The 21,371-nt window shown below is 71.2% G+C and carries 19 protein-coding genes and 2 pseudogenes; 12 read left to right on the top strand and 9 right to left on the bottom strand.

Features of this window, described 5'->3' with window-relative positions:
• The first annotated feature begins 203 nt into the window (after positions 1-203).
• Complete coding sequence (locus FIV44_RS10240; protein WP_141004352.1) at positions 204-1,349, top strand: lysozyme family protein; 1,146 nt, start codon at positions 204-206, stop codon at positions 1,347-1,349.
• Between the two features lie 35 nt (positions 1,350-1,384).
• On the opposite strand, the gene FIV44_RS10245 is transcribed toward FIV44_RS10240, so the two are convergent.
• A complete protein-coding gene (locus FIV44_RS10245; RefSeq protein ID WP_219996384.1) occupies positions 1,385-1,855 on the bottom strand; it encodes a class I SAM-dependent methyltransferase in 471 nt (156 codons plus the stop codon).
• 167 nt (positions 1,856-2,022) lie between these two features.
• On the opposite strand from FIV44_RS10245, the gene FIV44_RS10250 reads away from it, so the two are divergent.
• On the top strand, positions 2,023-2,616 hold the full coding sequence (locus tag FIV44_RS10250; RefSeq protein WP_141004353.1) for a TetR/AcrR family transcriptional regulator: 594 nt from the start codon (positions 2,023-2,025) through the stop codon (positions 2,614-2,616).
• Positions 2,617-2,703: 87 nt separating this feature from the next.
• On the opposite strand, the pseudogene FIV44_RS10255 reads toward FIV44_RS10250, so the two are convergent.
• Positions 2,704-3,989: pseudogene (locus FIV44_RS10255) on the bottom strand (integrase core domain-containing protein).
• Positions 3,990-4,195: 206 nt separating this feature from the next.
• On the opposite strand from FIV44_RS10255, the pseudogene FIV44_RS10260 reads away from it, so the two are divergent.
• The 5 genes and pseudogenes from FIV44_RS10260 to FIV44_RS10280 form a co-directional block, all read left to right on the top strand.
• Positions 4,196-5,131, top strand: a pseudogene (locus tag FIV44_RS10260) (integrase core domain-containing protein); the annotation flags it as partial.
• Between the two features lie 451 nt (positions 5,132-5,582).
• On the top strand, positions 5,583-7,037 hold the full coding sequence (locus FIV44_RS10265; protein WP_141004355.1) for an HNH endonuclease signature motif containing protein: 1,455 nt from the start codon (positions 5,583-5,585) through the stop codon (positions 7,035-7,037).
• Positions 7,038-7,062: 25 nt separating this feature from the next.
• Entirely contained in the window at positions 7,063-7,329 is a 267-nt protein-coding gene (locus FIV44_RS10270; RefSeq protein WP_141004356.1) for a DUF2277 domain-containing protein, read from the top strand.
• Positions 7,307-7,882 carry a protein-L-isoaspartate O-methyltransferase family protein gene (locus FIV44_RS10275; RefSeq protein ID WP_141004357.1) on the top strand — a complete coding sequence of 192 codons (576 nt, stop codon included), beginning with the start codon at positions 7,307-7,309 and terminating at the stop codon, positions 7,880-7,882. The genes FIV44_RS10270 and FIV44_RS10275 overlap by 23 nt, the downstream gene beginning before the upstream one ends.
• A complete protein-coding gene (locus tag FIV44_RS10280; RefSeq protein ID WP_141004358.1) occupies positions 7,879-8,709 on the top strand; it encodes a Sir2 family NAD-dependent protein deacetylase in 831 nt (276 codons plus the stop codon). Before FIV44_RS10275 ends, FIV44_RS10280 begins: the two co-directional genes overlap by 4 nt.
• Here FIV44_RS10280 and FIV44_RS10285 read toward each other — a convergent pair.
• Positions 8,696-9,382, bottom strand: coding sequence for an iron-dependent transcriptional repressor DtxR (locus FIV44_RS10285; RefSeq protein ID WP_141004359.1), 687 nt, complete (start codon positions 9,380-9,382; stop codon positions 8,696-8,698). The two genes, FIV44_RS10280 and FIV44_RS10285, sit on opposite strands and share 14 nt — an antisense overlap.
• A gap of 59 nt (positions 9,383-9,441) precedes the next feature.
• On the opposite strand from FIV44_RS10285, the gene FIV44_RS10290 reads away from it, so the two are divergent.
• Together FIV44_RS10290 and FIV44_RS10295 are read left to right on the top strand one after the other, a co-directional pair.
• Positions 9,442-10,170 (top strand): hypothetical protein, encoded by a 729-nt coding sequence (locus tag FIV44_RS10290; protein ID WP_141004360.1) that lies wholly within the window; start codon positions 9,442-9,444, stop codon positions 10,168-10,170.
• On the top strand, positions 10,167-11,756 hold the full coding sequence (locus FIV44_RS10295; protein WP_141004361.1) for a glycoside hydrolase family 13 protein: 1,590 nt from the start codon (positions 10,167-10,169) through the stop codon (positions 11,754-11,756). The genes FIV44_RS10290 and FIV44_RS10295 overlap by 4 nt, the downstream gene beginning before the upstream one ends.
• Before the next feature lie 9 nt (positions 11,757-11,765).
• Here the strand turns inward: FIV44_RS10295 and FIV44_RS10300 are convergent, their stop codons facing one another.
• Both FIV44_RS10300 and FIV44_RS10305 read right to left on the bottom strand, forming a co-directional pair.
• Positions 11,766-12,227, bottom strand: a complete 462-nt coding sequence (locus FIV44_RS10300) for a MarR family winged helix-turn-helix transcriptional regulator (RefSeq protein ID WP_141004362.1) — start codon at positions 12,225-12,227, stop codon at positions 11,766-11,768.
• Positions 12,224-13,906, bottom strand: a complete 1,683-nt coding sequence (locus FIV44_RS10305) for an MDR family MFS transporter (RefSeq protein WP_246086906.1) — start codon at positions 13,904-13,906, stop codon at positions 12,224-12,226. The genes FIV44_RS10300 and FIV44_RS10305 overlap by 4 nt, the downstream gene beginning before the upstream one ends.
• 489 nt (positions 13,907-14,395) lie before the next feature.
• On the opposite strand from FIV44_RS10305, the gene FIV44_RS10310 reads away from it, so the two are divergent.
• From FIV44_RS10310 to FIV44_RS10320, 3 genes are read left to right on the top strand one after another with little or no spacing between them, the layout of a single operon-like run.
• Complete coding sequence (locus FIV44_RS10310; RefSeq protein WP_141004363.1) at positions 14,396-15,364, top strand: MetQ/NlpA family ABC transporter substrate-binding protein; 969 nt, start codon at positions 14,396-14,398, stop codon at positions 15,362-15,364.
• Positions 15,361-16,410 (top strand): methionine ABC transporter ATP-binding protein, encoded by a 1,050-nt coding sequence (locus FIV44_RS10315; protein ID WP_219996385.1) that lies wholly within the window; start codon positions 15,361-15,363, stop codon positions 16,408-16,410. Before FIV44_RS10310 ends, FIV44_RS10315 begins: the two co-directional genes overlap by 4 nt.
• Positions 16,407-17,084: a methionine ABC transporter permease gene (locus tag FIV44_RS10320; protein WP_141004364.1), complete on the top strand. Its 678-nt coding sequence runs from the start codon at positions 16,407-16,409 to the stop codon at positions 17,082-17,084. The genes FIV44_RS10315 and FIV44_RS10320 overlap by 4 nt, the downstream gene beginning before the upstream one ends.
• 81 nt (positions 17,085-17,165) lie before the next feature.
• On the opposite strand, the gene FIV44_RS10325 is transcribed toward FIV44_RS10320, so the two are convergent.
• The 4 genes from FIV44_RS10325 to FIV44_RS10340 are packed head-to-tail and all read right to left on the bottom strand — an operon-like array spanning position 17,166 to position 21,289.
• Positions 17,166-18,119 (bottom strand): TauD/TfdA dioxygenase family protein, encoded by a 954-nt coding sequence (locus tag FIV44_RS10325; protein ID WP_141004365.1) that lies wholly within the window; start codon positions 18,117-18,119, stop codon positions 17,166-17,168.
• A gap of 59 nt (positions 18,120-18,178) precedes the next feature.
• Positions 18,179-19,093, bottom strand: coding sequence for an ABC transporter permease (locus FIV44_RS10330; RefSeq protein WP_141004366.1), 915 nt, complete (start codon positions 19,091-19,093; stop codon positions 18,179-18,181).
• A complete protein-coding gene (locus tag FIV44_RS10335; RefSeq protein WP_141004367.1) occupies positions 19,086-20,303 on the bottom strand; it encodes a quaternary amine ABC transporter ATP-binding protein in 1,218 nt (405 codons plus the stop codon). The genes FIV44_RS10330 and FIV44_RS10335 overlap by 8 nt, the downstream gene beginning before the upstream one ends.
• Positions 20,300-21,289, bottom strand: a complete 990-nt coding sequence (locus FIV44_RS10340) for an ABC transporter substrate-binding protein (RefSeq protein ID WP_181411095.1) — start codon at positions 21,287-21,289, stop codon at positions 20,300-20,302. The genes FIV44_RS10335 and FIV44_RS10340 overlap by 4 nt, the downstream gene beginning before the upstream one ends.
• Positions 21,290-21,371: the final 82 nt, after the last annotated feature.

Genomic DNA, 21,371 nt, shown 5'->3' on the forward strand with positions numbered 1-21,371 from the left:
GTGACCGGCGTCACATCTGCCGAATGATCTTCGTAGCCCCTCTCAAAAATCGCCATGCCCAGAAGTGACCAACTTCGATGGTCGGATCGGACCATTCGAATCGGGACCCCGACCTCCCTTGACAGCCCGACAGGCGCGGGGCGTTCATGGAGGCCGGGGCGACGTACGTCGGCATGGGGCCATCTCCGGAAGGAGCGAGCCCTGTGGCACGCGGATCTCGGGACCGCACGCTGCGGCACAGCGTGGCACTCGCCGTGCTCAGCTCGTGCGCCATCACCGTCGCCGCTGTCGTCGCGACCACGTTGACCCTGGCGTCTGCCGACACCAGGAGCTCGCCACCCCAGGGCGACCGAGTCGGCACGACGACGGCGTCGCTCGAGATGCTGCCGGCAGCACCGACCGCGACCGGGCCGTCGGTCTCCGAGGCGTGGTTCCGCGTGGTCGCTCCCGGCAAGGCCGGGCGGGCGCGGATCCAGGCCATCCCGCAGCCGGCGCTGACGGCGTACCAGCGTGCCGAGACGGTGCTCGCGGGCGCCGCCGCGGAGTGCCACCTGCCATGGATGCTGCTGGCCGCCATCGGCCGCATCGCGACCGATCACGGCCGGGTCAGGGACTCGCGGCTCGATGACGACGGCGTCGCGACGCCACCGATCATCGGCCCGACCGTCCGCGACGACCGACGGAGCCCGATGTCCGACACGGACGGCGGCCGGCTCGACCAGGACCCCGTCCACGACAGGGCGATCGGCCCCCTCCATCTCACGCCCACCACCTGGGCGCACGTCGGCGTCGACGCGGACGACGACGGCGCACGCAACCCGCAGGACATCGACGACGCGGCCCTCGCCACGGCCGTCCTGCTCTGCAGCGGAGCGACGGACCTGAGCGTCGTCGCCCACCAACAGGCGGCCCTGGCGACACTCAACACCAACGCCGTGTTCGCGCGGCGGGTGCTGGACGTGGCGGCGGCCTATCAGGCGGATGCGCTCACGCAGGAGTCCGCGGTTCCGATCGTCCTTCCCGGCCCCGGGCCCGATACGGCGACGGGCCCGGCAGCCTCAACCGAGGCGACAGCCGAGGCGACCGTGCTGGCGGTGAAGTCCTGGCTGGACGCCACCGCGGACAGGCACTGGTCGGAGCTCCGGCAGCCGAGCGTCCGCGCCACGCCGCCCGACTCGGCGCCGTCCTCGGCACCGAGCACCCTGCCCTGTACGCCGACGCCCACGACGACCGCGAACCCGGAAGTCTCGGGGGACCCGACGCCTCCCGCCCCGACGGACATGCCGACCTCCGCACCACCGCTGGAGACGCCGGTTCCCGGCTGTCCGGTGACCCCGGAGGTCCCGTGAACGGGATCCACGCAACGGCCCCCGGACGACGGGGCCTACATCCGCAGGCCGGTGGCCACCAGGGTGACGTACTCCATCGTGAGGCTTCCGCCGAGCGCGTCGATCGCCGCTCCGGCGGACTCCAGGATCTCGGATCTCTGCTCGGGAGACAGTCGGGTGAGACCGCCTGTGGTGGGCAGGAGGGCGAGCCATTCCTCGCGGGTGTAGGACCTGCTCCAGGTGAAGCGCCACTGCTCGACGCCCTCGAACACACCACTGTCGCCGATGGACTCCGCGACCCTGGCATAGCCCGCCTGGTAGAGCTCCAGAGGTCGTCGTCCCTGGGCACCGAAGGGCGAGTCGGGCACCACGCGGCGGTACGCCTCAGCGGTCGCCTCCGCGATGGGCTCGGGCGGCTCGAAGACGTGCCCGAAGATCGCGAGTCGACCACCGGGACGCAGTACGTCAGCGGCTTTCGGGACTCCGATCGCCGGGTCGACCCAGTGCCAGGACTGCGCGGCAGTCACCACGTCGAACGGTCGGCCCCGCCGCGTCCCATGCCTCGAAGGTCGAGACCTCGACGTCGAGCACGCGGAGCGCCGACCGGTCACCCATGATCCGTTCGACCAGGCCGGCGGGGTACGGCGACCGGGCCTCGTCATAGCTCTTCGTGTCGACGCCGAAAGACTCAGCCGTGCCGACCGGCGTGCATCTGCAGGACGCCCGCCAACAGCTCTTCGATGCCGCCGAGCGCATCCTCCTGCGCGATGGCCCGAGCGCGCTGACCAGTCGCGCGGTCACCGACGAGGCCGGCTGCGCCAAGGGCGTCCTGCACCGTCACTTCACCGACTTCGACGGCTTCCTGGCCGAGCTCATCCTCGATCGCGCCGCGCAGATGGAGGAGCACTCGGCCCGACTGATGGCCGCGCTCGGCGTCGGCGCCGTCGAGCAGAATCTCGCGCGTGCCCTCAGCGCACTGTTCAGGCCCGTCCCCGTGGCGATCCTGCCGCTGATCACGTTCCGCGACGAACTGCGCATCCGGCTCCGCGAGCTGCGACCGGGCGGCGGGATCGCGATCCTGTCCGACGCAACCAGGGCCGTCTCCGCGTATCTCGCCGCGGAGCGCGAGGCCGGCCGACTCTCCGCCGCCGCCGACATCGACGCGCTCACGCTGTCGCTGGTCGGCGGCGGCCACCTCCTCCTCGCCGACCGCCACGCCGACAGGCCGGGCCCCGCGGCCGTCGAGCGGTTCGTGACCGCAACCCCGAGGGACGCCCTGACGACATAGCCACGGGATGTGATGTCTCAGGACATCGGTGACAGTTCTGCATCAGGGCATCGGTGACACTTGCTGTGTCAGGACATCGGTGACACTTCAGTCGTGGGGTGCGGCTCCTCGACCTCCACGAGGTCTTCCGTTGCCGACGTAGGTGATGCCGGGTGCGGGTCGTTGGTGTTCGATGAGGATCTCGCCGTCGAGGTCGGCGACGGTGATGTTGTCGCCCTCGACGATGACCAGAACGTCCTGGAAGCCGTAGCGTCCGTCGACCTTGTAGTTGACCCCGGCCAGCATGAAGGTGCCGGCGGTGCTCAACCTCCTGACGCTGGTGCCAGCGGGCAGGTCCTGCGGCACGGGCGCGGGTCGAAGGCGCTTCGCGGCGGTCTGGACGAAGAACGGCTCCTCGGGCTTGGGTCGCGGCGCCTCGGCTTTCTCGGTGGTCTGCCAGGCGGTCTGTGGTGTGAACCGACCGGGGAGGCCTTGGTGGGGGCGTTGGGTGTTGTAGAGGTGGTCGAACGCGTCGACCTGGGCCTGCAACTCGGCCAGGCTGGCGGCAAGGGGCTGCTTGTCGAGATACCGAAACAGCGTTTGGTGGAAGCGCTCGTTCTTACCCTGGGTGGTGGGCTTGTACGGCTTGCCGGTGATCGTCTCGACACCCAGCGAGGAGACATGCTCCACGAGCTGGCCCAGATAGCCACGCCGGGAGGGGTTGAGCGCGAGCCCGTTGTCGGACAGCAGCCGCTGCGGCACACCGTGCGCGGTGACTGCCTTGTCGAAGACCACGATCGCGGCGTCAGCGGTCTCGCCTTCCGCGACGTGAGAGGCGACCGCGTAGCGGGAGTGGTCATCGACGAGCTGGAAGATCACACACTTGCGGCCGCCCGTGAGGACGTACCCATATCGGCTCGGTGGCGTCGAGCTGCCAGCAGGCGTTCGGGGCGGGATAGACGAACCGCCGCCATATTGTGGCGGGCCGAGCGGGGCTTCTTCCTCGGCTCCAGACGAGCCACGCCGGCCTCGCGGAAGATCCTCGACAGCGACGCCGTCGACGGCACGGCCTCGAACCCCATCGCCTTCATCTTGTCGTGCACGCTGATCGGCCCGCAGTCCAGACCGGAGGACTCCAGCGCCGCGCGGACCTGCAGGGCCGAGGCCTTGGCCTCCTCGCTCAACCGCGACGGGCTCGACCGCGGTCGCCTCGAACGTGGTTCAAGCACCGCCGCCGGCCCGTCGACCTGGGCGCGTTTGCGGAGCTCGTAGAACGACTTGCGCGAGATGCCGTGCTCAGCACAGAACGTCGACACCGCCCCGCGCGGGGCGTCATCGGGCCACTGAGCGATCGCGAGACGGACACGAGGATCGATGAGTTCATTCGCAGCCACCGCCCGAGATTCGAGGCAGAAGTGTCACCACCACGAACCCTCAAAGTGTCACCGATGTCCTGATGCAGAACTGTCACCGATGTCCTGAGACATAACAACATAGCCACGGGAGTGTCATGTATCAGGACATCCCTGACAGTTCTGTATCAGTAGATTCCTGACGTTTGGGCGGCGTTGGGTCCTGACACTTCTGGCTCTGTTGAGCAGTGTCGAATGAACCTGTTGATCCCCGTGTCCGACTCGCTATCGCACTGTGGCCTGATGACGCTCCCCGCGGGGCGGTGTCGACGTTCTGTGCCGAACACGGGGTGTCGAGGGAAACGTTCTACATGCTCAGGCGGCGTGCGGCCGCCGACGGTCCGGCAGCAGCTCTGGAGCCGCGATCGAGGCGTCCGCGGACCAGTCCCAACAAGGTCGGCGACGATGCGCGTGAGCAGGCCCTGGGCGTGCGGGCAGCGCTGGAGTCTTCCGGCTTGGATCACGGGCCGATCAGCGTCCACGACAAGATGATGACGATGGGCCTCGAGCCCGTCCCGTCGGTCGCGACGCTGGCGCGGATCTTCCGTGAGGAAGGTGTGGCGCGCAAGGAGCCTCGCAAGAAGCCGCGTTCGGCCTGGCGCAGGTTTGTGTATCCGGCCCCGAACGCGTGCTGGCAGATGGACGCCACCGAATACGTGCTCACCGGCGGCAGGAAGTGCGTGATCTTCCAGCTCATCGACGACCACTCCCGCTACGCCGTCGCCTCTCACGTCGCGTGGGGCGAGACATCCGCGGCCGCGATCGTGGTCTTCGACAAGGCCGTGGCCGCGCACGGAGTCCCACAACGGCTGCTGTCTGACAACGGGACAGCGCTCAACCCCTCCCGACGCGGATTCGTGGGCCAGCTTGTCGAGCACGTGTCGTCCTTGGGCGTCGAAGCGATCACCGGCAAGCCCTACAAGCCCACGACTCAGGGCAAGAACGAACGGTTCCACCAGACGCTGTTCCGCTATCTCGACAAGCAGCCCCTGGCCGCCAGGCTCGCAGAACTCCAGGCCCAGGTAGACGCGTTCGACCGCATCTACAACACCGAGCGTCCCCACCAGGGACTGCCGGGCCGGGTCACACCACTGACGGCATGGGAGGCCACCGCCAAGGCCGAAGCGCCGCGCCCCAAGCCCGAGGAGCCCTTCCTTGTCCAGGCCGTCACCAAGCGGCTTCAGCCCGTACCAGCGCCGCAGGACCTGCCGGCCGGCACCAGTGTCAGGAGGTTGAGCACCGCGGGCACCTTCATGCTGGCCGGAGTCAACTACAAGGTCGACGGACGCTACGGCTTCCCGCAAGTCCTGGTCATCGTTGAGGGCGACACCATCACCGTCGCCGACCTCGAAGGCGAGATCCTCATCGAGCACCAACGCGCCCCCGCCGGCGTCCGATACGTCGGCAACGGCCGACCACCCGGAGGACGCGGACCCGGAGAAGTGTCAGGGAAGTCCTGAGACACCTTCTGTCAGGGATGTCTTGATACAGAACTGTCAGGGATGTCCTGAGACAACACACATAGCCACGGGAGACCTCTTGCGGTTCGAACATATGTTCGAGTAGGATGAGCACATGACCCCTCCCGCAGCGCTCGACACGGCCACCGGCCTCCTCGAGGCTGCCCGCGAGCTGGCCCGGAGCCCGTGGGAGCGCGTGGACGGACCCGAGGCCGTCGAGATCGCCCGGGTGGTCGCCACCGCGCGGGGGCTGCTGGACGCCGTCCTGCTCCGGACCGTGGACCGGATCGAGACCACCCACGTCCTCGACCAGCTCGGCTGGGCCTCGACCAAGGACTTCCTGACCCATCTCACCGGCGGCCACAAGGGCACCGGAGGCGGACTGGTCCGGGCCGTCGCCCAGCTGCGGGAGCTGCCCGCGGTGCAGACCGCGCTGGAGGACGGACGGGTGACGTTGCCCCAGGCCCGGGTGATCGCCGCGAGGGTGGCGACGCTGCCCCGCGTCGCGGAGTTCCGGACCGCGGTCGCCGAACGGATGCTGGAGGAGGTCGCCACCCGCGGCCTCGACGCCTCCGACCTGGGCACCGCGTTCGGTGACGTGGTCCGCGAGCTCGATCCCGACTCGAAGTTGGTCAACGCCGAGAAGGAAAAGACCAAGGCCGAACGCAGCGCCCACCACGCCCGCCACCTCTCCCTCACCGAGGACGGCCTGGGCGGGGTGCGCCTGAAGGGGTACGGCACCATCGAGGACGCCGAGAGGATCAAGACCGTCCTGATGCCCCTCGCGGCACCCCTCACCACGCAGCCCGGCGCCTGCGGCGGGGTGAACCAAGCCCCCGATCAGCCGGTGTTCGACGAACACGGCGTCTCCACCCAGGTCCCCTGCCTGACCCCCGGATGCGGCCACGACGGCCGCGACCCCCGCGACGCCGGCGCCCGGATGTGGGACGCCCTCATCGATGCCTGCGACCGGCTCCGCGCCACTGAGACCCTGCCGCGTGACCACGGCTCCGTCCCCAAGGTCATCGTCCTCATCGACCAGGAATCACTCCAGCAGAGAGTGATCGACGCCGGACTGGCCCAGCCCGCCGCGACCCCGACCGGTGCCCGCCTGTCCGCGCACGCCACCCGACGACTGGCCTGCGACGCCGAGATCGTCCCCGCCGTCCTCGGCACCCACAGCCAGGTCCTCGACGTGGGCCGCACCCAACGACTCGTCACCCCCGCCCTGTGGACGGCGCTCATCGTCCGCGACCGCCATTGCGCGTTCCCCGGCTGCACCCGGGTCCCGTTGGCCTGCGACGCCCACCACATCGTCCACTGGGCCGACGGCGGGACCACCAGCCTCGACAACCTCGTGATGCTCTGCCGCTACCACCACGTGCTGACCCACCAGACGCCCTGGGCCGTCCAGATCGACCCGGTCACCGGGCACCCCGTATGGACCCCACCGCCCCGCGCCACCCTCGACCACCGACGCTTCACCTACCACCGCCCCCGACCAGCCCGACAACACCGACCGGCCCGACCACCCCGGCCACCCGGCACCTCCCCACCACAAGCCGCCTGACGGCGGCCCGGCGTACCGTGAAGGCATGTGCCGCAACATCCGCCCCCTCAACAACTTCGAGCCCCCGGCCACGCGGGACGAGGTGACCGCGGCGGCGCTGCAGTTCGTCCGCAAGGTCAGCGGGACCACCAAGCCCAGCCAGGCCAACCAGGCGGCGTTCGACAGGGCCGTCGCGGAGATCGCCCACATCACCCAGCACCTCCTCGACGAGCTGGTGACGACGGCGCCGCCGAAGAACCGCGAGGTCGAGGCGGAGAAGGCGCGCGAGCGTGCGCGGCTCCGGTACGGCTGATCCGGCCGACTCCCGGATCGCCGCGGCGTTCGACGCCGTCCCGCGCGAGTCCTTCCTGCCGCCCGACCAGCGGCGGTACGCCGGGGTGGACCGCGCCCTCCCCCTCGGGTACGACGTCACGAACTCCCAGCCCTCGACGGTGCGGGCCATGCTCGCGCTGCTCGGCGTGGAGCCCGGTGACCGGGTGCTCGACGTCGGGTGCGGGTCGGGGTGGTCGACGGCGCTGCTCGCCCACCTGACCGGCCCGGAGGGACATGTCGTGGGGGTGGAGCTGGTGCCGGAGGTACTGACCGCCTGCCGCACCAGCCTCGGCGCCCAGGTCGAGCTGCACCAGATCGAGCTGCACCAGGCCGACCCGGCCGTGCTCGGCTGGCCCGCGGGTGCGCCGTACGACCGGATCCTGGTGTCGGCCGACGCGGAGGTGCTGCCCATGGAGCTGGTCCGCCAGCTGGTCGAGGGCGGGGTGCTGGTCGGGCCGGTCGGCGGCGAGATGCTGCGGGTGGAGCGGCACGGGCGGTATGTGTTCGTGCCGCTGCGTACGCTGGGGCCGTGACCCTCGTCGGCCAGCGGGACGCCGCGCTCGAGCGGTGCGCGTCCGGTCCGCTCGTGGTGCTGACCGGCGCCGGCCTCTCCACCGACTCCGGCATCCCCGACTACCGCGGCCCCGGCGCGCCGGCGCGGATGCCGATGACCTACCAGGAGTTCGTGTCCGGGCCGGCCGCGCGACAGCGGTACTGGGCGCGCAGCCACCTCGGCTGGTCCCGGATGCGACGCGCCGCGCCCAACGCCGGGCACCACGCGGTGGCCGCGCTCGGCGCCGACCTCGTCATCACCCAGAACGTCGACGGCCTCCACGAGGCGGCCGGTACGCCGGCCCTCGTCGCCCTGCACGGGCGGATCGCCGACGTGGTCTGCCTCGCCTGTCGCCGGGTCACGGCCCGCACCGCCCTCCAGCAGCGCCTCGAGGACGCCAACCCCGGCTGGGCCGCACGGCACGCCGACGTCGCGGTCCGCCCCGACGGGGACGTCGACCTCGACGAGACCGACGGCTTCGTGGTCCCGGCGTGCGGCGACTGCGGCGGCGCGCTCAAGCCGGACGTGGTCTTCTTCGGCGAGAACGTCCCCAAGCCGCGGGTCGAGCGCTGCTACGCCGCGGTCGAGGCGCTGGCCGACGCCGGCGGCACGCTGCTCGTGGCCGGGTCGAGCCTGACCGTGATGAGCGGGCTGCGGTTCGTCCGCCGGGCGGCCACGCGCGGGATCCCCGTGGTGATCGTCAACCGGGGTACGACGCGCGGCGACGAGCTCGCGTCGTACCGGATCGAGGACGGCACCAGCGCCTGGCTGCCCGCGCTGGCCGCCGCCCGCCTCACAGCCTCTTGACGAAGATGTGGTCGGCCGCCTCGGGGAAGATCTCGGCGGTCTCGCCACCGGAGCCGACGAGGACGCCGTCGGAGGTCGCCTGGATGGTGATCGTCTTGTCGGGCAGGGCGCCGACCCGGCGCATGGCACTCATCAGCGCGTCGTCCTTCTGCATCTCCTCGGAGATGCGGCGGACGACGGCGCGCGAGCTCTCGACGCCGGCGGCCTTGGACAGCGGCTCGACGTCGGTCATGAAGCTCTCGGCGAGGGCGTCCTGGCCGAGCTCGCCGAGGCCCGGGATCGGGTTGCCGTAGGGCGACTCGGTGGGGTGGTCGAGCAGCTCGATGAGGCGGCGCTCGACGGTCTCGGACATGACGTGCTCCCAGCGGCACGCCTCCTCGTGGACCAGCTCCCACTCCAGGCCGATGACGTCGGTCAGCAGCCGCTCGGCGAGGCGGTGCTTGCGCATCACCCGGGTCGCGAGGCGGTTGCCCTCCTCGGTGAGCTCGAGGTGGCGGTCGCCCTCGACGGTCAGCAGGCCGTCGCGCTCCATCCGGGCGACCGTCTGCGACACCGTCGGTCCGCTCTGGTGCAGCCGCTCGGCGATGCGTGCGCGCAGCGGGACGATGCCCTCCTCGATCAGCTCGTAGATCGTGCGGAGGTACATCTCGGTGGTGTCGATGAGATCGCTCACGAGCCCATTCTGACTCATTAAGGAAGAGCCCGCACACCCGTGGCTGCAATGCTGGACCGGTGACCTCCCTGCCACCGCTGATCGTCCCCCATCGCTTCAACGGCCCGGCCCGCTCGGGCAACGGCGGCTGGACCGCGGGGGCGCTCGCCGCGACCCTCCCCGCGCAGGGCATCGGGACTCCGGTCATGGTCACCCTGCGGCAGCCCCCGCCGCTCGATCTGCCGATGCCGGTCCTCCCGACGGCCGCCGGCGCGACGCTGACCCACGACGGGAAGCCCGTCGCCGAGGCGGTGTACGCCGACAACCGGCCGGTCCCGGTCGCGCCGGTGCCGGCGTCGGTCGCCGCGGAGGCCGAGCCGGGCTACCCCGGACACCGGACGCACCCGTTCCCCACCTGCTTCGTGTGCGGGCCCGACCGCCGGGTCGGCGACGGGCTGCGGATCTTCGCGGGACCGCTGCCCGCGCACGGCCGCTCGGGACCGGACGACGAACGCGTCGCGGCCACCTGGACGCCGCACGAGAGCGCGGTGCCGATCGCCTGGGCCGCGCTGGACTGCCCGGGCGGCTGGGCCAGCGACCTGGAGGGCCGGCCGGCCGTGCTCGGCCGGATCACCACAGAGGTGCGCAGCCTGCCGCGCACCTCGGAGCGGTACGTCGTCGTCGGCGAGGTCCGCGGCATCGAGGGCCGCAAGACCCACACCGCGGCCACGCTCTACGGCCCCGACGACGAGGTGGTCGCCGCCGCCGAGCATGTCTGGATCGCCGTCGACCCGAGGGAGTTCCGGTGAGCGCGGCCGCCCACCCGTGGTGGTACGACGCGGTCGTCTACCAGGTCTACGTCCGCAGCTTCGCCGACGGCCTCCCCGCGGGCGGCGAGGGCGACGGGATCGGCGACCTGCCGGGCATCACGTCGCGACTCCCCTACCTGCGCGACCTCGGCGTCGACGCGCTGTGGATCACGCCGTTCTACACCTCCCCGCAGAAGGACCACGGGTACGACGTCGCCGACTACACCGACGTCGACCCGCTGTTCGGCACCCTGGCCGACACCGATCGACTGCTGGCGACCGCCCACGACCTGGGCCTGCGGGTGATCGTCGACCTCGTCCCCAACCACACCTCCGACCAGCACGTGTGGTTCCAGGCGGCACTCGCCGCCGCCCCCGGCTCCCCGGAGCGCGCCCGCTACCTGTTCCGCGACGGCCGCGGACGCGACGGCGCGAAGCCGCCGAACAACTGGGACTCCATCTTCGGCGGCCCGGCCTGGACCCGGGTGCCGGATGGCCAGTGGTATCTGCACCTCTTCGACTCCTCCCAGCCCGACCTCGACTGGCGCAACCCCGAGGTCGGGGACATGTTCGAGGAGGTGCTGCGCTTCTGGCTCGACCGCGGCGTCGACGGGTTCCGGGTGGACGTGGCGCACGGGCTCTACAAGGAGGCCTCGCTGCGCGACCAGAAGCGGCCCGAGAAGCCCGCGAAGGCCGCCGAGTCGATGGTCGAGCGGGTCCTCAACGACGAGCCGATGTGGGACCAGCCCGAGGTCCACGAGGTCTACCGCCGCTGGCGCCGCGTCCTGGACTCCTACCCCGGCGACCGGATGGCCGTCGCGGAGGCATGGACCCAGACGGCCGCGTCCATGGCCCAGTTCATCCGTCCCGACGAGCTCCACCAGGCGTTCAACTTCGGCTGGCTCGGCACGCCGTGGTCCGCGGAGGCCTTCGCGGAGGTGATCACCGACTCGATCGCCGCGGTCGCGGCCGCCGCGTCCGCGCCCACCTGGGTGCTGTCCAACCACGACGTCGAGCGCCACCCGACCCGGTACGGCGGCGGGCCGGTCGGTCTCGCCCGCGGCCGGGCGGCGACCCTCACCATGCTGGCCCTGCCCGGCTCGGCGTACCTCTACCAGGGCGAGGAGCTCGGTCTGGAGCAGGTCGACGTCCCGCCCGAGGCGCGGCAGGACCCGTCGTGGTTCCGCACCGGGCAGCCGGGGCGGGACGGCTGCCGGGTGCCGCTGCCGTGGTCGGGCGACGCGCCGCCGTACGGCTTCGGCGGACCCGCCGGCAGCCAGCCCTGGATCCCGCAGCCGGACGACTGGGCGGCGCTCACCGTCGAGGCGGAGCTGGCCGACCCCGACTCCACGCTGGCGTTCTACCAGCGGGCGCTCGCGGCCCGCCGCACCGTGTTCGCGGGTGCCGGCGAGGAGACGGTCGCGACCGCGGAGGACGACCTGCTCGTCGTACGCCGGGCGGGGGTGACGGTCGTCCTCAACGCCGGCACGTACCCGGCGCCGCTGCCCCCGGGCGAGGTGCTGATCAGCAGCGGCCCGCTGCCCGGCGGCGTGCTGCCGCCGGACACGGCCGCGTGGATCGGCTGAGGGGCGTCCTCAGCGGTCGCCCGGGATGCCGAGCGCGTCGTTGTAGCGCCGCAGCGAGGCGGCGAACTCCGCCAGCTCCGCGGCCGACCACTCGCCGAGGCTCTCGGCGAGCTGCTCGCGGCGGTCGGTGGCGACCTGCTCGAGCCGGCGCACGCCGTCGGCGCTGACCGTCAGCAGGGTGGCCCGGCCGTCCTCCGGATCGGGCGACCGGTCGACCAGGCCGAGGTCGATGAGGTGCTGCACCTGCCGGCTGATCGCGCCCTTGTCGATCTCGAAGACCGCGCACATCGCCGATGCGCGCAGGGGACCGTGGTCGTGGACATAGCCGAGCATGAGGTACGACGACGGCATCAGCTCCGGGTGCACCGCCCGGGCGCGCTCGCCGATCACCCGGCGGACCCGGCGGATCAGCACCCCGACCTCGGACTCGAGGTCGCGCAGCGCGTCGGTGCGGGTGAGCGTGGCGCTCATCGCCGCTGCCCTGCCCGGGTACCGCCCTCGACCTCGTAGGCGGGGTAGTCGACCGGCTCGCCGGCGGCGACCAGCGCGGCCTCGACCTCGGACTCGGCCACGGTCGGGCCGGCCTGCTCGGCCGGGCCGTTGGTGGTCCGCAGCGGGACCTCCTTGATGAACAGGATGCAGAGGAAGGCGGCGACGGCGAACGGGGCGGCGACGAGGAACAGGTGCCCGACCGCGTCGCCGAAGGAGGCCTCGTAGATCGCCCGGACCGGCGCCGGGAGGTCGGCCAGCTTGGGGATGTCGCCGGTGGAGTGCTGCAGGGCGACGAGCTGCTCCTGGCTGAGCTGGCCGGCGCGGACCAGGCCCGCGATGCCGTCCTTCACGCCGCTGGTGACCTGGTGGGCGAGGACGGCGCCGAGCGCCGCGACACCGGCGGAGCCGCCGATCGAGCGGAACATCGCCACGACCGAGCTGGCCGCGCCGAGGTCCTCCATCGCGACGTTGTTCTGCACCGACAGCACCAGGTTCTGCATGGTCGCGCCGAGGCCGATGCCGGTGATCGCCATGTAGCCGCCGACCACCCACAGCGAGGTCGTCGCGTCGATGGTGCCGAGCAGCGCGATGCCGGCGATGACGAACAGCATGCCGCCGACCAGCCACCGCTTCCACAGGCCGGTGCGGGTGATGATCCGGCCGCTGACGATGCTCGAGACGAGCAGGCCGCCGACCATCGCGACCGACATCAGGCCGGCCTCGGTGGGGCTCATGCCGCGGGCGAGCTGGAAGTACTGGCTGAGGTAGACGGTGGCGCCGAACATCGCCACGCCGATCATCACCGACGCGGCGGTCGCCAGCGCGGTGGTGCGGTCGCGGAACAGGCGCAGCGGGATGACCGGCTCGGCGGCGACCCGGGCCTCGACCCACAGGGCCGCACCGATCAGGATCAGGCTGCCGACGACCAGACCCGCTGACGTACCGGAGACCCAGTCGAAGTTCGTGCCCGCGAGGCTGACCCAGACCAGGATCAGGCTGATGCCGGCCATGATCAGGGTGGCGCCGGCGTAGTCGATCTTGACGTCGCGCTTGACGGTCGGCAGGTGGAGGGTCTTCTGGAGGACGACGAAGGCGATCGCGGCGATCGGGATGCCGACGATGAAGCAGCCGCGCCAGCCCATCGGGCTGTCCACGATCAGGCCGCCGAGCAGCGGGCCGCTGACGGTGGCGGTGGCGAACACGGCGCCGATGTAGCCGCTGTAGCGGCCGCGCTCGCGCGGGGAGACCATCGAGGCGATCACGACCTGGACCAGCGCGGTCAGGCCGCCGACGCCGAGGCCCTGGAAGGCGCGCGCGCCGATGAGGACGCTCATGTTGGGCGCCACCGCGGCGACCACGGAGCCGACCGAGAAGATCCCCAGCGCGGCCTGCACCAGGAGCTTCTTGCTGAACAGGTCGGCGAGCTTGCCCCAGATCGGGGTGGTCGCCGTCATCGTCAGGAGGGTCGCGACGACGACCCACGTGTAGCCGGTCTGGCTGCCGTGGAGGTCGGTCACGATCGCGGGGAGGGCGTTGCTCACCACGGTGCTGGAGAGCATCGCCACGAACATCGCGAGCAGGAGCCCGGTCAGGGCCTCCATGATCTCGCGGTGGGTCATCTGGCCCGGCTCGGCGGTAGCCGACGGAGCGTTGGTCATCGAGTCGTCATCTCTTCTCGTCATCACCCGAATGGTTGTCGGTGATCAACCATATGCTCCATTGGTTGACGACGGCAACTTTCTGTGATGCGGGAGACAGGCCCGGCCGCACCCCACCCCGGAAAAAGCAGCGACCCGCAGGTGTGGTCCGAGCGGACCTGGCCGGAGGACGATCCCGGTTCACCTGCGGGTCGGGTGGCTGCGTTGGATTCGCGCGCAGCCTCAGGTCGGCGGCGTGTCGGGAGGTGCGCGACGGCAGCTTGCTGCCAGAGAACATCGCACCGGAGACACGCTCGACCCGAACAAACTGCGGGCTGCTAGCGGGCAGCCACCTCACGCGTCCTGAAAGAACTCATTCTTCGGACCACCTCCTTTCCCGTGTGCGACCACCGTAGATCGCCGCCGGATGTCGCACAACGGGATTTCGGCTGTGACGCAGTCGACGTCCCCACGGGGAATGTCTAGCGAGTTGGTGGCATTAGACCGGGCATGTCCGACGAGATCCCCCTCATCGAAGCCCCGAAGTCCCGCCTGCCGCTCGTGATCGGCGTGGCGGTCGCCGTGCTCGCCGTGATCGCGGCCGCGATCTTCCTCGCCACCCGCGACGGCGACGACACCCGCCGCGCGACCGGCGGCGACGGTGCGACGGAGCTGTCGCAGGACGACCCGGTCAAGGTCGTGCTCGGCACGGTCGGCGCGAGCGACCCGTACTGGAAGACCTTCCAGGACGCCGCGGAGGAGGCCGGCATCGAGCTGGAGATCCGGGACTTCTCGGAGTACCCGCTGCCGAACCCCGCTCTGGCCGAGGGCGAGCTGGACGCCAACCAGTTCCAGCACATCGTCTACCTCGCGGAGTACAACGTCGCCAACGACGACGACCTCGTGCCGCTCGGCTCGACGGCGATCTACCCGCTGGGCCTGTACTCCCAGAAGTACGACGACGTCGCCGACATCCCCGACGGCGAGACCGTGATCGTCCCCGACGACGACTCCAACCAGGCCCGCGGCCTGCTCGTGCTGCAGTCGGCCGGCCTGATCTCGCTGAAGGACGGCGGCTCGATCTTCTCGACGATCGCCGACGTCGACAAGGCGGCCTCGCGGGTCGAGGTGAAGGCGCTGCAGGCCGATCTCACCCCGACCTCGCTGCCCGACGTGGCCGGCGCGATCATCAACAACGACTTCGTCGAGGACGCCGGCCTGTCCTTCGACGACGCGATCGCCGTCGACGACCCGAGCGACCCGAAGGCGGTGCCGTACGTCAACATCTTCGCCGTCCGCGCCGAGGACAAGGACAACCCGGTGCTGCAGCGGCTGGTCGAGGTCTACCAGCAGACGCAGGCCGTGCTCGACGGCGTCGACGAGGCCTCCGGCGACACCGCCGAGTTCGTCACGCTGAGCCAGGCCGACCTCGAGAAGAGCCTGCACGAGGTCGAGGCGCAGATCCGCGAGCAGAAGTGACCGAGCCCCTGGTCGAGCCGCTGGTCGAGCTGCGCGGCGTCGTCAAGGAGTTCCCCGGCGCCCGCCGCGGCGACCCGGCACACCGCGCCGTCGACGGCGTGGACCTGCGCGTGGAGTCGGGCGAGATCTTCGCGATCATCGGCTACTCCGGCGCCGGCAAGTCGACCCTGGTGCGGCTGGTCAACGCCCTCGAGCCGGTCACCTCGGGGAGCGTGGTGGTCGACGGCGTCGACGTCACCGCGCTCTCCGAGCGCAGCCTGCGCGAGCTGCGGCTCGGGATCGGGATGGTGTTCCAGCAGTTCAACCTGATGGAGTCGCGCACCGTCTGGGGCAACCTCGCGTTCCCGCTGGTCGTGGCCGGCCGGTCGCGGGCCGAGCAGCAGCGGCGGATCTCCGAGCTGCTGCACTTCGTCGGGCTCGCCGACAAGGCGCACGCCCGGGTCAGCGAGCTGTCCGGCGGCCAGAAGCAGCGGGTCGGGATCGCCCGCGCGCTGGCGACCGAGCCGCGGCTGCTGCTCGCCGACGAGGCCACCAGCGCGCTCGACCCCGACACCACCCGCGACGTGCTCGACCTGCTCGCGCGGGTCAACCGCGAGCTCGGCATCACCATCCTGCTAATCACCCACGAGATGGACGTCGTACGACGCATCGCCCACCGGGTCGCGGTGATGGAGGACGGCCGGGTGGTCGAGCAGGGCCGCGCGGTCGACCTGTTCGCGGACCCGCAGCACCCGGTGACCCGGCGCTTCGTCGGCACCGTGGTGGACGACCTGCCCGCTCCCGACGTCCTCGCCGCGCTGCGCGAGCGCCACCCCGGCCGGTTCGTGCGGCTGGCGCTCCGGCAGCAGCAGGTGCGCCAGTCCGAGGTGTTCGCGACCCTCCTGCGCCACCAGGTGGGCTTCGAGCTCGTCTACGGCGGCATCGAGGAGGTCCAGGGCACCACCTTCGGCAACCTGACCCTCGCCCTCACCGGCGACGCCGGCGCGATCGACCGCGCCCTCGCCGAGATCGGCTCCCTCGTGGAGTGGACGGAGGTGGCGCGATGACCGCTCTCGCCCTCGACACCCGGCTCGGCGAGCTGCAGCCGGAGTTCTGGCAGGCGGCCGGCGAGACGCTGATCATGGCGACGACCGCGCTGCTGCTCGGCGGCCTGCTCGGCCTGGGGCTCGGCCTGGGCCTCTACCTCACCCGCAAGGGCGGCCTCTACGCCAGCCGCCCGGCGTACGTCGTCCTCAACGTGGTCGTGAACTTCTTCCGCCCGATCCCGTTCGTCATCTTCGTCGCGGCGCTGCAGCCGCTCGCCCGGGTCGTCGTCGGCACCGGCATCGGCACGCCGGCCGCGACCTTCGCGATCGTGGTCGCCGCGACCTTCGGCATCAGCCGGATCGTCGAGCAGAACCTGGTCACCGTCAGCCCCGGCGTCATCGAGGCCGCCCGCGCGATGGGCGCCAGCCGCTCCCGGATCACCTTCGCCGTGCTGGTCCCCGAGGCCCTCGGCCCGCTCGTCCTCGGCTACACCTTCGCCTTCGTCGCGATCGTCGACATGACCGCGATCGCCGGTGTCGTGGCCGGCGGCGGCCTGGGGTCGTTCGCGCAGCGCTTCGGGTTCCGCCAGTTCGACAACATCGTGATGTGGGCCTCGATCCTGGTCCTCGTGGCCCTGGTGATGGTCATCCAGCTCGGCGGCAACCTGCTGGCCCGCAAGGTGCTGCGCCGCTGATCCCGACCGCGCCCCATGCGAATTCGTCGTGATCCGGGCGATCTGACGACGAATTCGCATGGGGCGCCGCAAACGGGGAGGTCAGGAGATCAGCTCGTCGATGCGGGTGTACGCCGAGGCGTCGCCCGCGACCATCGTCGAGGGGCGGCCGTCGATCGAGACCGGCACGTCGCCCTGGACGGTGATCCGGCGCATCTCGCGCGGCTGGTGGTCGAAGTCGGCCACGGCGTAGTGCTGCGTGGACCGGTTGTCCCACATCGCGACGTCGCCGGGCGCCCAGCGCCAGCGCACCGTGTTCTCCAGCTTGGTGATCCGGTTCTGCAGCAGGTTGAACAGCGCGATGGACTCGGTGGAGCCGAAGCCCTCGAAGGACTTCACGAAGTTCCCGAGCAGGAGCGACCGCTCGCCGGTCTCGGGGTGCACGTGCACGACCGGGTGCCGGGTCTCGAAGATCTGGGAGGCGAAGTCCTCGCGGGTGTAGTTCGCGTCGGGCTGGTCGTGCTCCTCGTCCCGCTGGGCGTAGTCGTAGGAGTTCGTGTGGACCGCCCAGAGCCGGTCGACCAGCGCCCGGAGCGGCTCGGGCAGGCCGTCGTACGCCGTGACGGTGTTGGCCCACACCGTGTTGCCGCCGAAGTCCGGCAGCACCACGGAGCGCAGCACGCTGATGGCCGGCACCCGGTCGACGAAGGACACGTCGGTGTGCCAGCTGTTCGCGGCCATCCCCCGGTTCGCGGTCACCCGGAGGACCCGGGCGCTGCCGGTGTTGACCGTCGGGTGCGCGGTCGTCAGCGGGCCGAGGAGCTCGGCGAAGTCGGCGTGGCTCTCGTCGTCCAGGTGGTGCTGGCCGCGGAAGAAGACGACCTTGTGGCGCAGCAGCGCAGCGCGGACGGCGGCGAGACGGCCGGGGCCGAGGTCGCCGCCGAGGCGGACGCCCTCGATCTCCGCGCCCAGGCTGCCCCCGAGCTGCCGGACCGTGATCGGTCCGTCAGCGAGCGCCTCGGCCGGGGCGTCGAAGCGGTGGCTGGTGATGGTCACGGGGTCCTCCTCGGGTGGTGGATGTGGTCAGTGGTGGATGTGGTCAGTGGTGGATGTGGTCAGGCGGTGGCCGGCAGGGCGGTCTCGGCCACGGAGGCGGGAGCGGGCGGACGACGGCGACCGAGCCGGGGCCACCACGACGGGTTGCCGCGGCCCTGGCCGCCGAGCGCGCCGGAGACGCGGTCCAGGTAGATCGCGATGATGACGACGGCGAGACCGCCCTCGATGGACGCGCCGATCTGCAGGCCCTGGACGGCGTTGACCACGACGCCGCCGAGGCCGGCGCCGCCGACCAGGCCGGCGATGACCACCATCGAGAGGGCGAGCATGATGACCTGGTTGACGCCGGTCATGATCGACGCCCGTGCCAGGGGCAGCTGCACCTCGCGCAGCACCTCCCACCGGGAGGCGCCGAAGGCCTGCGCCGCCTCGACCGTCTCCGGGTCGACCTGGTTGATGCCGAGCTGGGTCAGCCGGACGGCGGGTGGCACGGAGAACACGATGGTGGCCACCAGGCCGGGTGCGTCGCCGACGCCGAAGAACAGGATCGTCGGCAGCAGGTAGACGAAGACGGGCAGGGTCTGCATCAGGTCGAGCACCGGACGCAGCACCGCCCGCACCGGCCCCGAGAACGCGCTCCAGATGCCGAGCGGGATCCCGACGAGCAGCGCGATGGCGGCCGCGACGATGACCGAGGTCGTCGACTGCAGGGTCTCCGTCCACAGGTCCATCGACTCGATGAGCAGCAGACCGGCGACGAGCAGCGCGGTGAGCACGAGCCGCCGCGTGGCCAGCAGGGCGATCAGGCCGAGCACGACGATCATCGCGGCCGGCGTGAGAGCCGTCAGCACGTCGTACACGGTGCGGAGCAGGAAGTTGAGCACGTCCTTGACTCCGTCGAAGAAGCCGGCGAAGTGCTCGGTGAGGAAGTCGATGAGGTCCTCACCGCGGGCACCGATGCGCAGGTCAGGCATGAGCGGGCTCCCGGGCGGTGGAGAGGGCGGACAGGATCACGGCGCGCGGGACGACGCCCAGCAGGCGGCCGTCGTCGTCGAGCACGGTGAGCGGGACGACGCGGCGGCCGGCCAGGTGCATGACGTCGCCGACCACGGTGGTCGGCTCGATCCGGTCGTACGGCGCACCGACGGCGTCGCCGAGATCGGCCGCGCCGCGGTGCGCCAGGTCGGCGAGCCGGTCGTCGGTCGCGACGCCGAGGAGGCGCTGCTGGTCGTCGACCACGAAGGCGCCGTTGACCTCGTTCTGGCCGAGCCGGACCAGGGCGTCGGCGGGGCGCTCGGCGACGTGCAGCACCAGTCGGGCCGGCCGCAGCAGGTCGGTCGCCGACAGCACGCGGGCCCGGTCGACGTCGGCGACGAACTCGCTGACGTAGTCGTCGGCCGGGTGGGCGACGATCTCCGGTCCCGGCGCCAGCTGGACCACCTCGCCGTCGCGCATCACCATGACCCGGTCGCCGATCCGCATCGCCTCGTTGAGGTCGTGGGTGACGAAGACCGTCGTCCGCGCCTCCTCGGCCTGCAGCTGGACCAGCAGGTCCTGCATGTCGCGGCGGATGAGCGGGTCGAGCGCCGAGAACGGCTCGTCCATGAGCAGGATCGGCGGGTCGATGGCGAGGGCCCTGGCCAGCCCGACCCGCTGCCGCATGCCGCCGGAGAGCTCGTGGGGGAACTTGTCCCCGCGTCCGGACAGGCCGACCTTCTCCAGGGCGGCGTCCGCGCGGTCGCGGCGCTCGTCCCGGCCGACGCCGCGCACCTTGAGCCCGTACGCCGCGTTGTCGCGGACCGTGCGGTGCGGGAAGAGCGAGAAGTGCTGGAAGACCATGCCGATCTTCTCGTTGCGCACCTCCCGCAGCCGGGCCGGCGAGACCTTCGTGACGTCCTCGCCGTCGATGAGCAGCTCACCGGCGCTGGGCTCGTTGAGCAGGTTGATCATCCGCAGCACGGTGGACTTGCCGGAGCCGGACAGGCCCATCACGACGAACATCTCGCCGCGGGCGATGGCGAAGTCGACGTCGTGGGCGCCGAGGTAGCCGCCGGCCGCGGCGGCCGCCGTACGCGGGTCGTCGCTGGCGAGCGCCCGGGCGCTGGCGCGGGCGCCGAGGCCGTAGACCTTCGACAGCGAGCGTCCCACGATCGCCGGCTGCTGGTCCGTGGTCGACGCGGTCATGACGCGAGCTTCTCGGCGCCCGGGGAGCCGTCCTCGGCCTCGACGCCGTCGAGGAACTGCGCCACCTTCTCGGGGTTGGCCTCGATCCACGCCGCGGCGATGTCGTCGAGCTCCTTGCCCTCCTTGTCGTGGGCGAAGTAGAACTCGCCCGCCTCGTCGGTGGTGAAGGTCAGGTTGCCGAGGAACTCGTTGATCTCCGGGTTGTCCTCGGCGAAGCCCTTGCGGGTGATGGTGCGGATCTCCCCGGCTCCGCCCCACACACCCTCGGGATCCTCGAGGAAGACGGTGTCGAACTGGACCGTCATCCAGTGCGGACTCCAGGCGAGGAAGACGATCGGGTCGCCGGCCTTCTGCGACTTCTCGACCTGGGCCAGCATCGCCGGCGTACCGCTGGCGACCAGCTCCCAGTCGCCGAGGCCGTAGGCGTCGGCGTCGATCGCCTTCTGGATGGTCTCGTTGCCGGGCGTGCCGGCCTCGATGCCGTAGATCTTGCGGCCGAAGGCGTCGGCGTGGGCGTCCAGATCGGCCAGGGACGCGATCTGGAGCTCCTTCGCGACGTCGCCGGGCACAGCGGGTGCGTACTCGGTGCCCTCCACGATCGTCGAGACCACCTCGACGTCCCCCGCGTCGATGGCCTCCCCGAAGGTCGGCTCCTGGGAGGGCCACCAGTTGCCGAGGTAGGCATCCACCTGGCCCTTGGTGATCGCGGCCGCGCCGGTCTCGACCGACAGGTTCTCCTTGATCGACGCCTGGTAGCCGAGCTCCTTCAGGATCTGCACGGCGATCCGGTTCTCGACCTGGAGGTCGACCCAGGGCTGCTCGGCGAAGACCACCGATCCCTGCTCACCGCCGGAGGAGCCCGAGGCGAAGGCGTCGTCCTTGTCACCGGAGTCGGCGCAGCCCGTCGCGGTCAACGCGACGGCGGCCGCACACGCCGCGATTCGACGTCCGAGGCGAGTGGTCGGAGCGGTCGGGGTCGTCCTCATGGCTTCTCCTGACGAGGGTCGTGTCGCCGCCGGGCCGGAGCGCCCAGCGTCACAATCCATCAATACCGGATAAAGACACTAG

Source organism: Nocardioides humi, assembly GCF_006494775.1.
Lineage (GTDB): Bacteria > Actinomycetota > Actinomycetes > Propionibacteriales > Nocardioidaceae > Nocardioides > Nocardioides humi.

Coding starts and splice junctions, on each gene's coding strand:
- FIV44_RS10320 (WP_141004364.1), top strand. CDS start 16,407: ATGACCGCTCTCGCCCTCGACACCCGGCTCGGCGAGCTGCAGCCGGAG.
- FIV44_RS10340 (WP_181411095.1), bottom strand. CDS start 21,289: ATGAGGACGACCCCGACCGCTCCGACCACTCGCCTCGGACGTCGAATC.
- FIV44_RS10335 (WP_141004367.1), bottom strand. CDS start 20,303: ATGACCGCGTCGACCACGGACCAGCAGCCGGCGATCGTGGGACGCTCG.
- FIV44_RS10310 (WP_141004363.1), top strand. CDS start 14,396: ATGTCCGACGAGATCCCCCTCATCGAAGCCCCGAAGTCCCGCCTGCCG.
- FIV44_RS10270 (WP_141004356.1), top strand. CDS start 7,063: ATGTGCCGCAACATCCGCCCCCTCAACAACTTCGAGCCCCCGGCCACG.
- FIV44_RS10265 (WP_141004355.1), top strand. CDS start 5,583: ATGACCCCTCCCGCAGCGCTCGACACGGCCACCGGCCTCCTCGAGGCT.
- FIV44_RS10330 (WP_141004366.1), bottom strand. CDS start 19,093: ATGCCTGACCTGCGCATCGGTGCCCGCGGTGAGGACCTCATCGACTTC.
- FIV44_RS10300 (WP_141004362.1), bottom strand. CDS start 12,227: ATGAGCGCCACGCTCACCCGCACCGACGCGCTGCGCGACCTCGAGTCC.
- FIV44_RS10305 (WP_246086906.1), bottom strand. CDS start 13,906: ATGACCAACGCTCCGTCGGCTACCGCCGAGCCGGGCCAGATGACCCAC.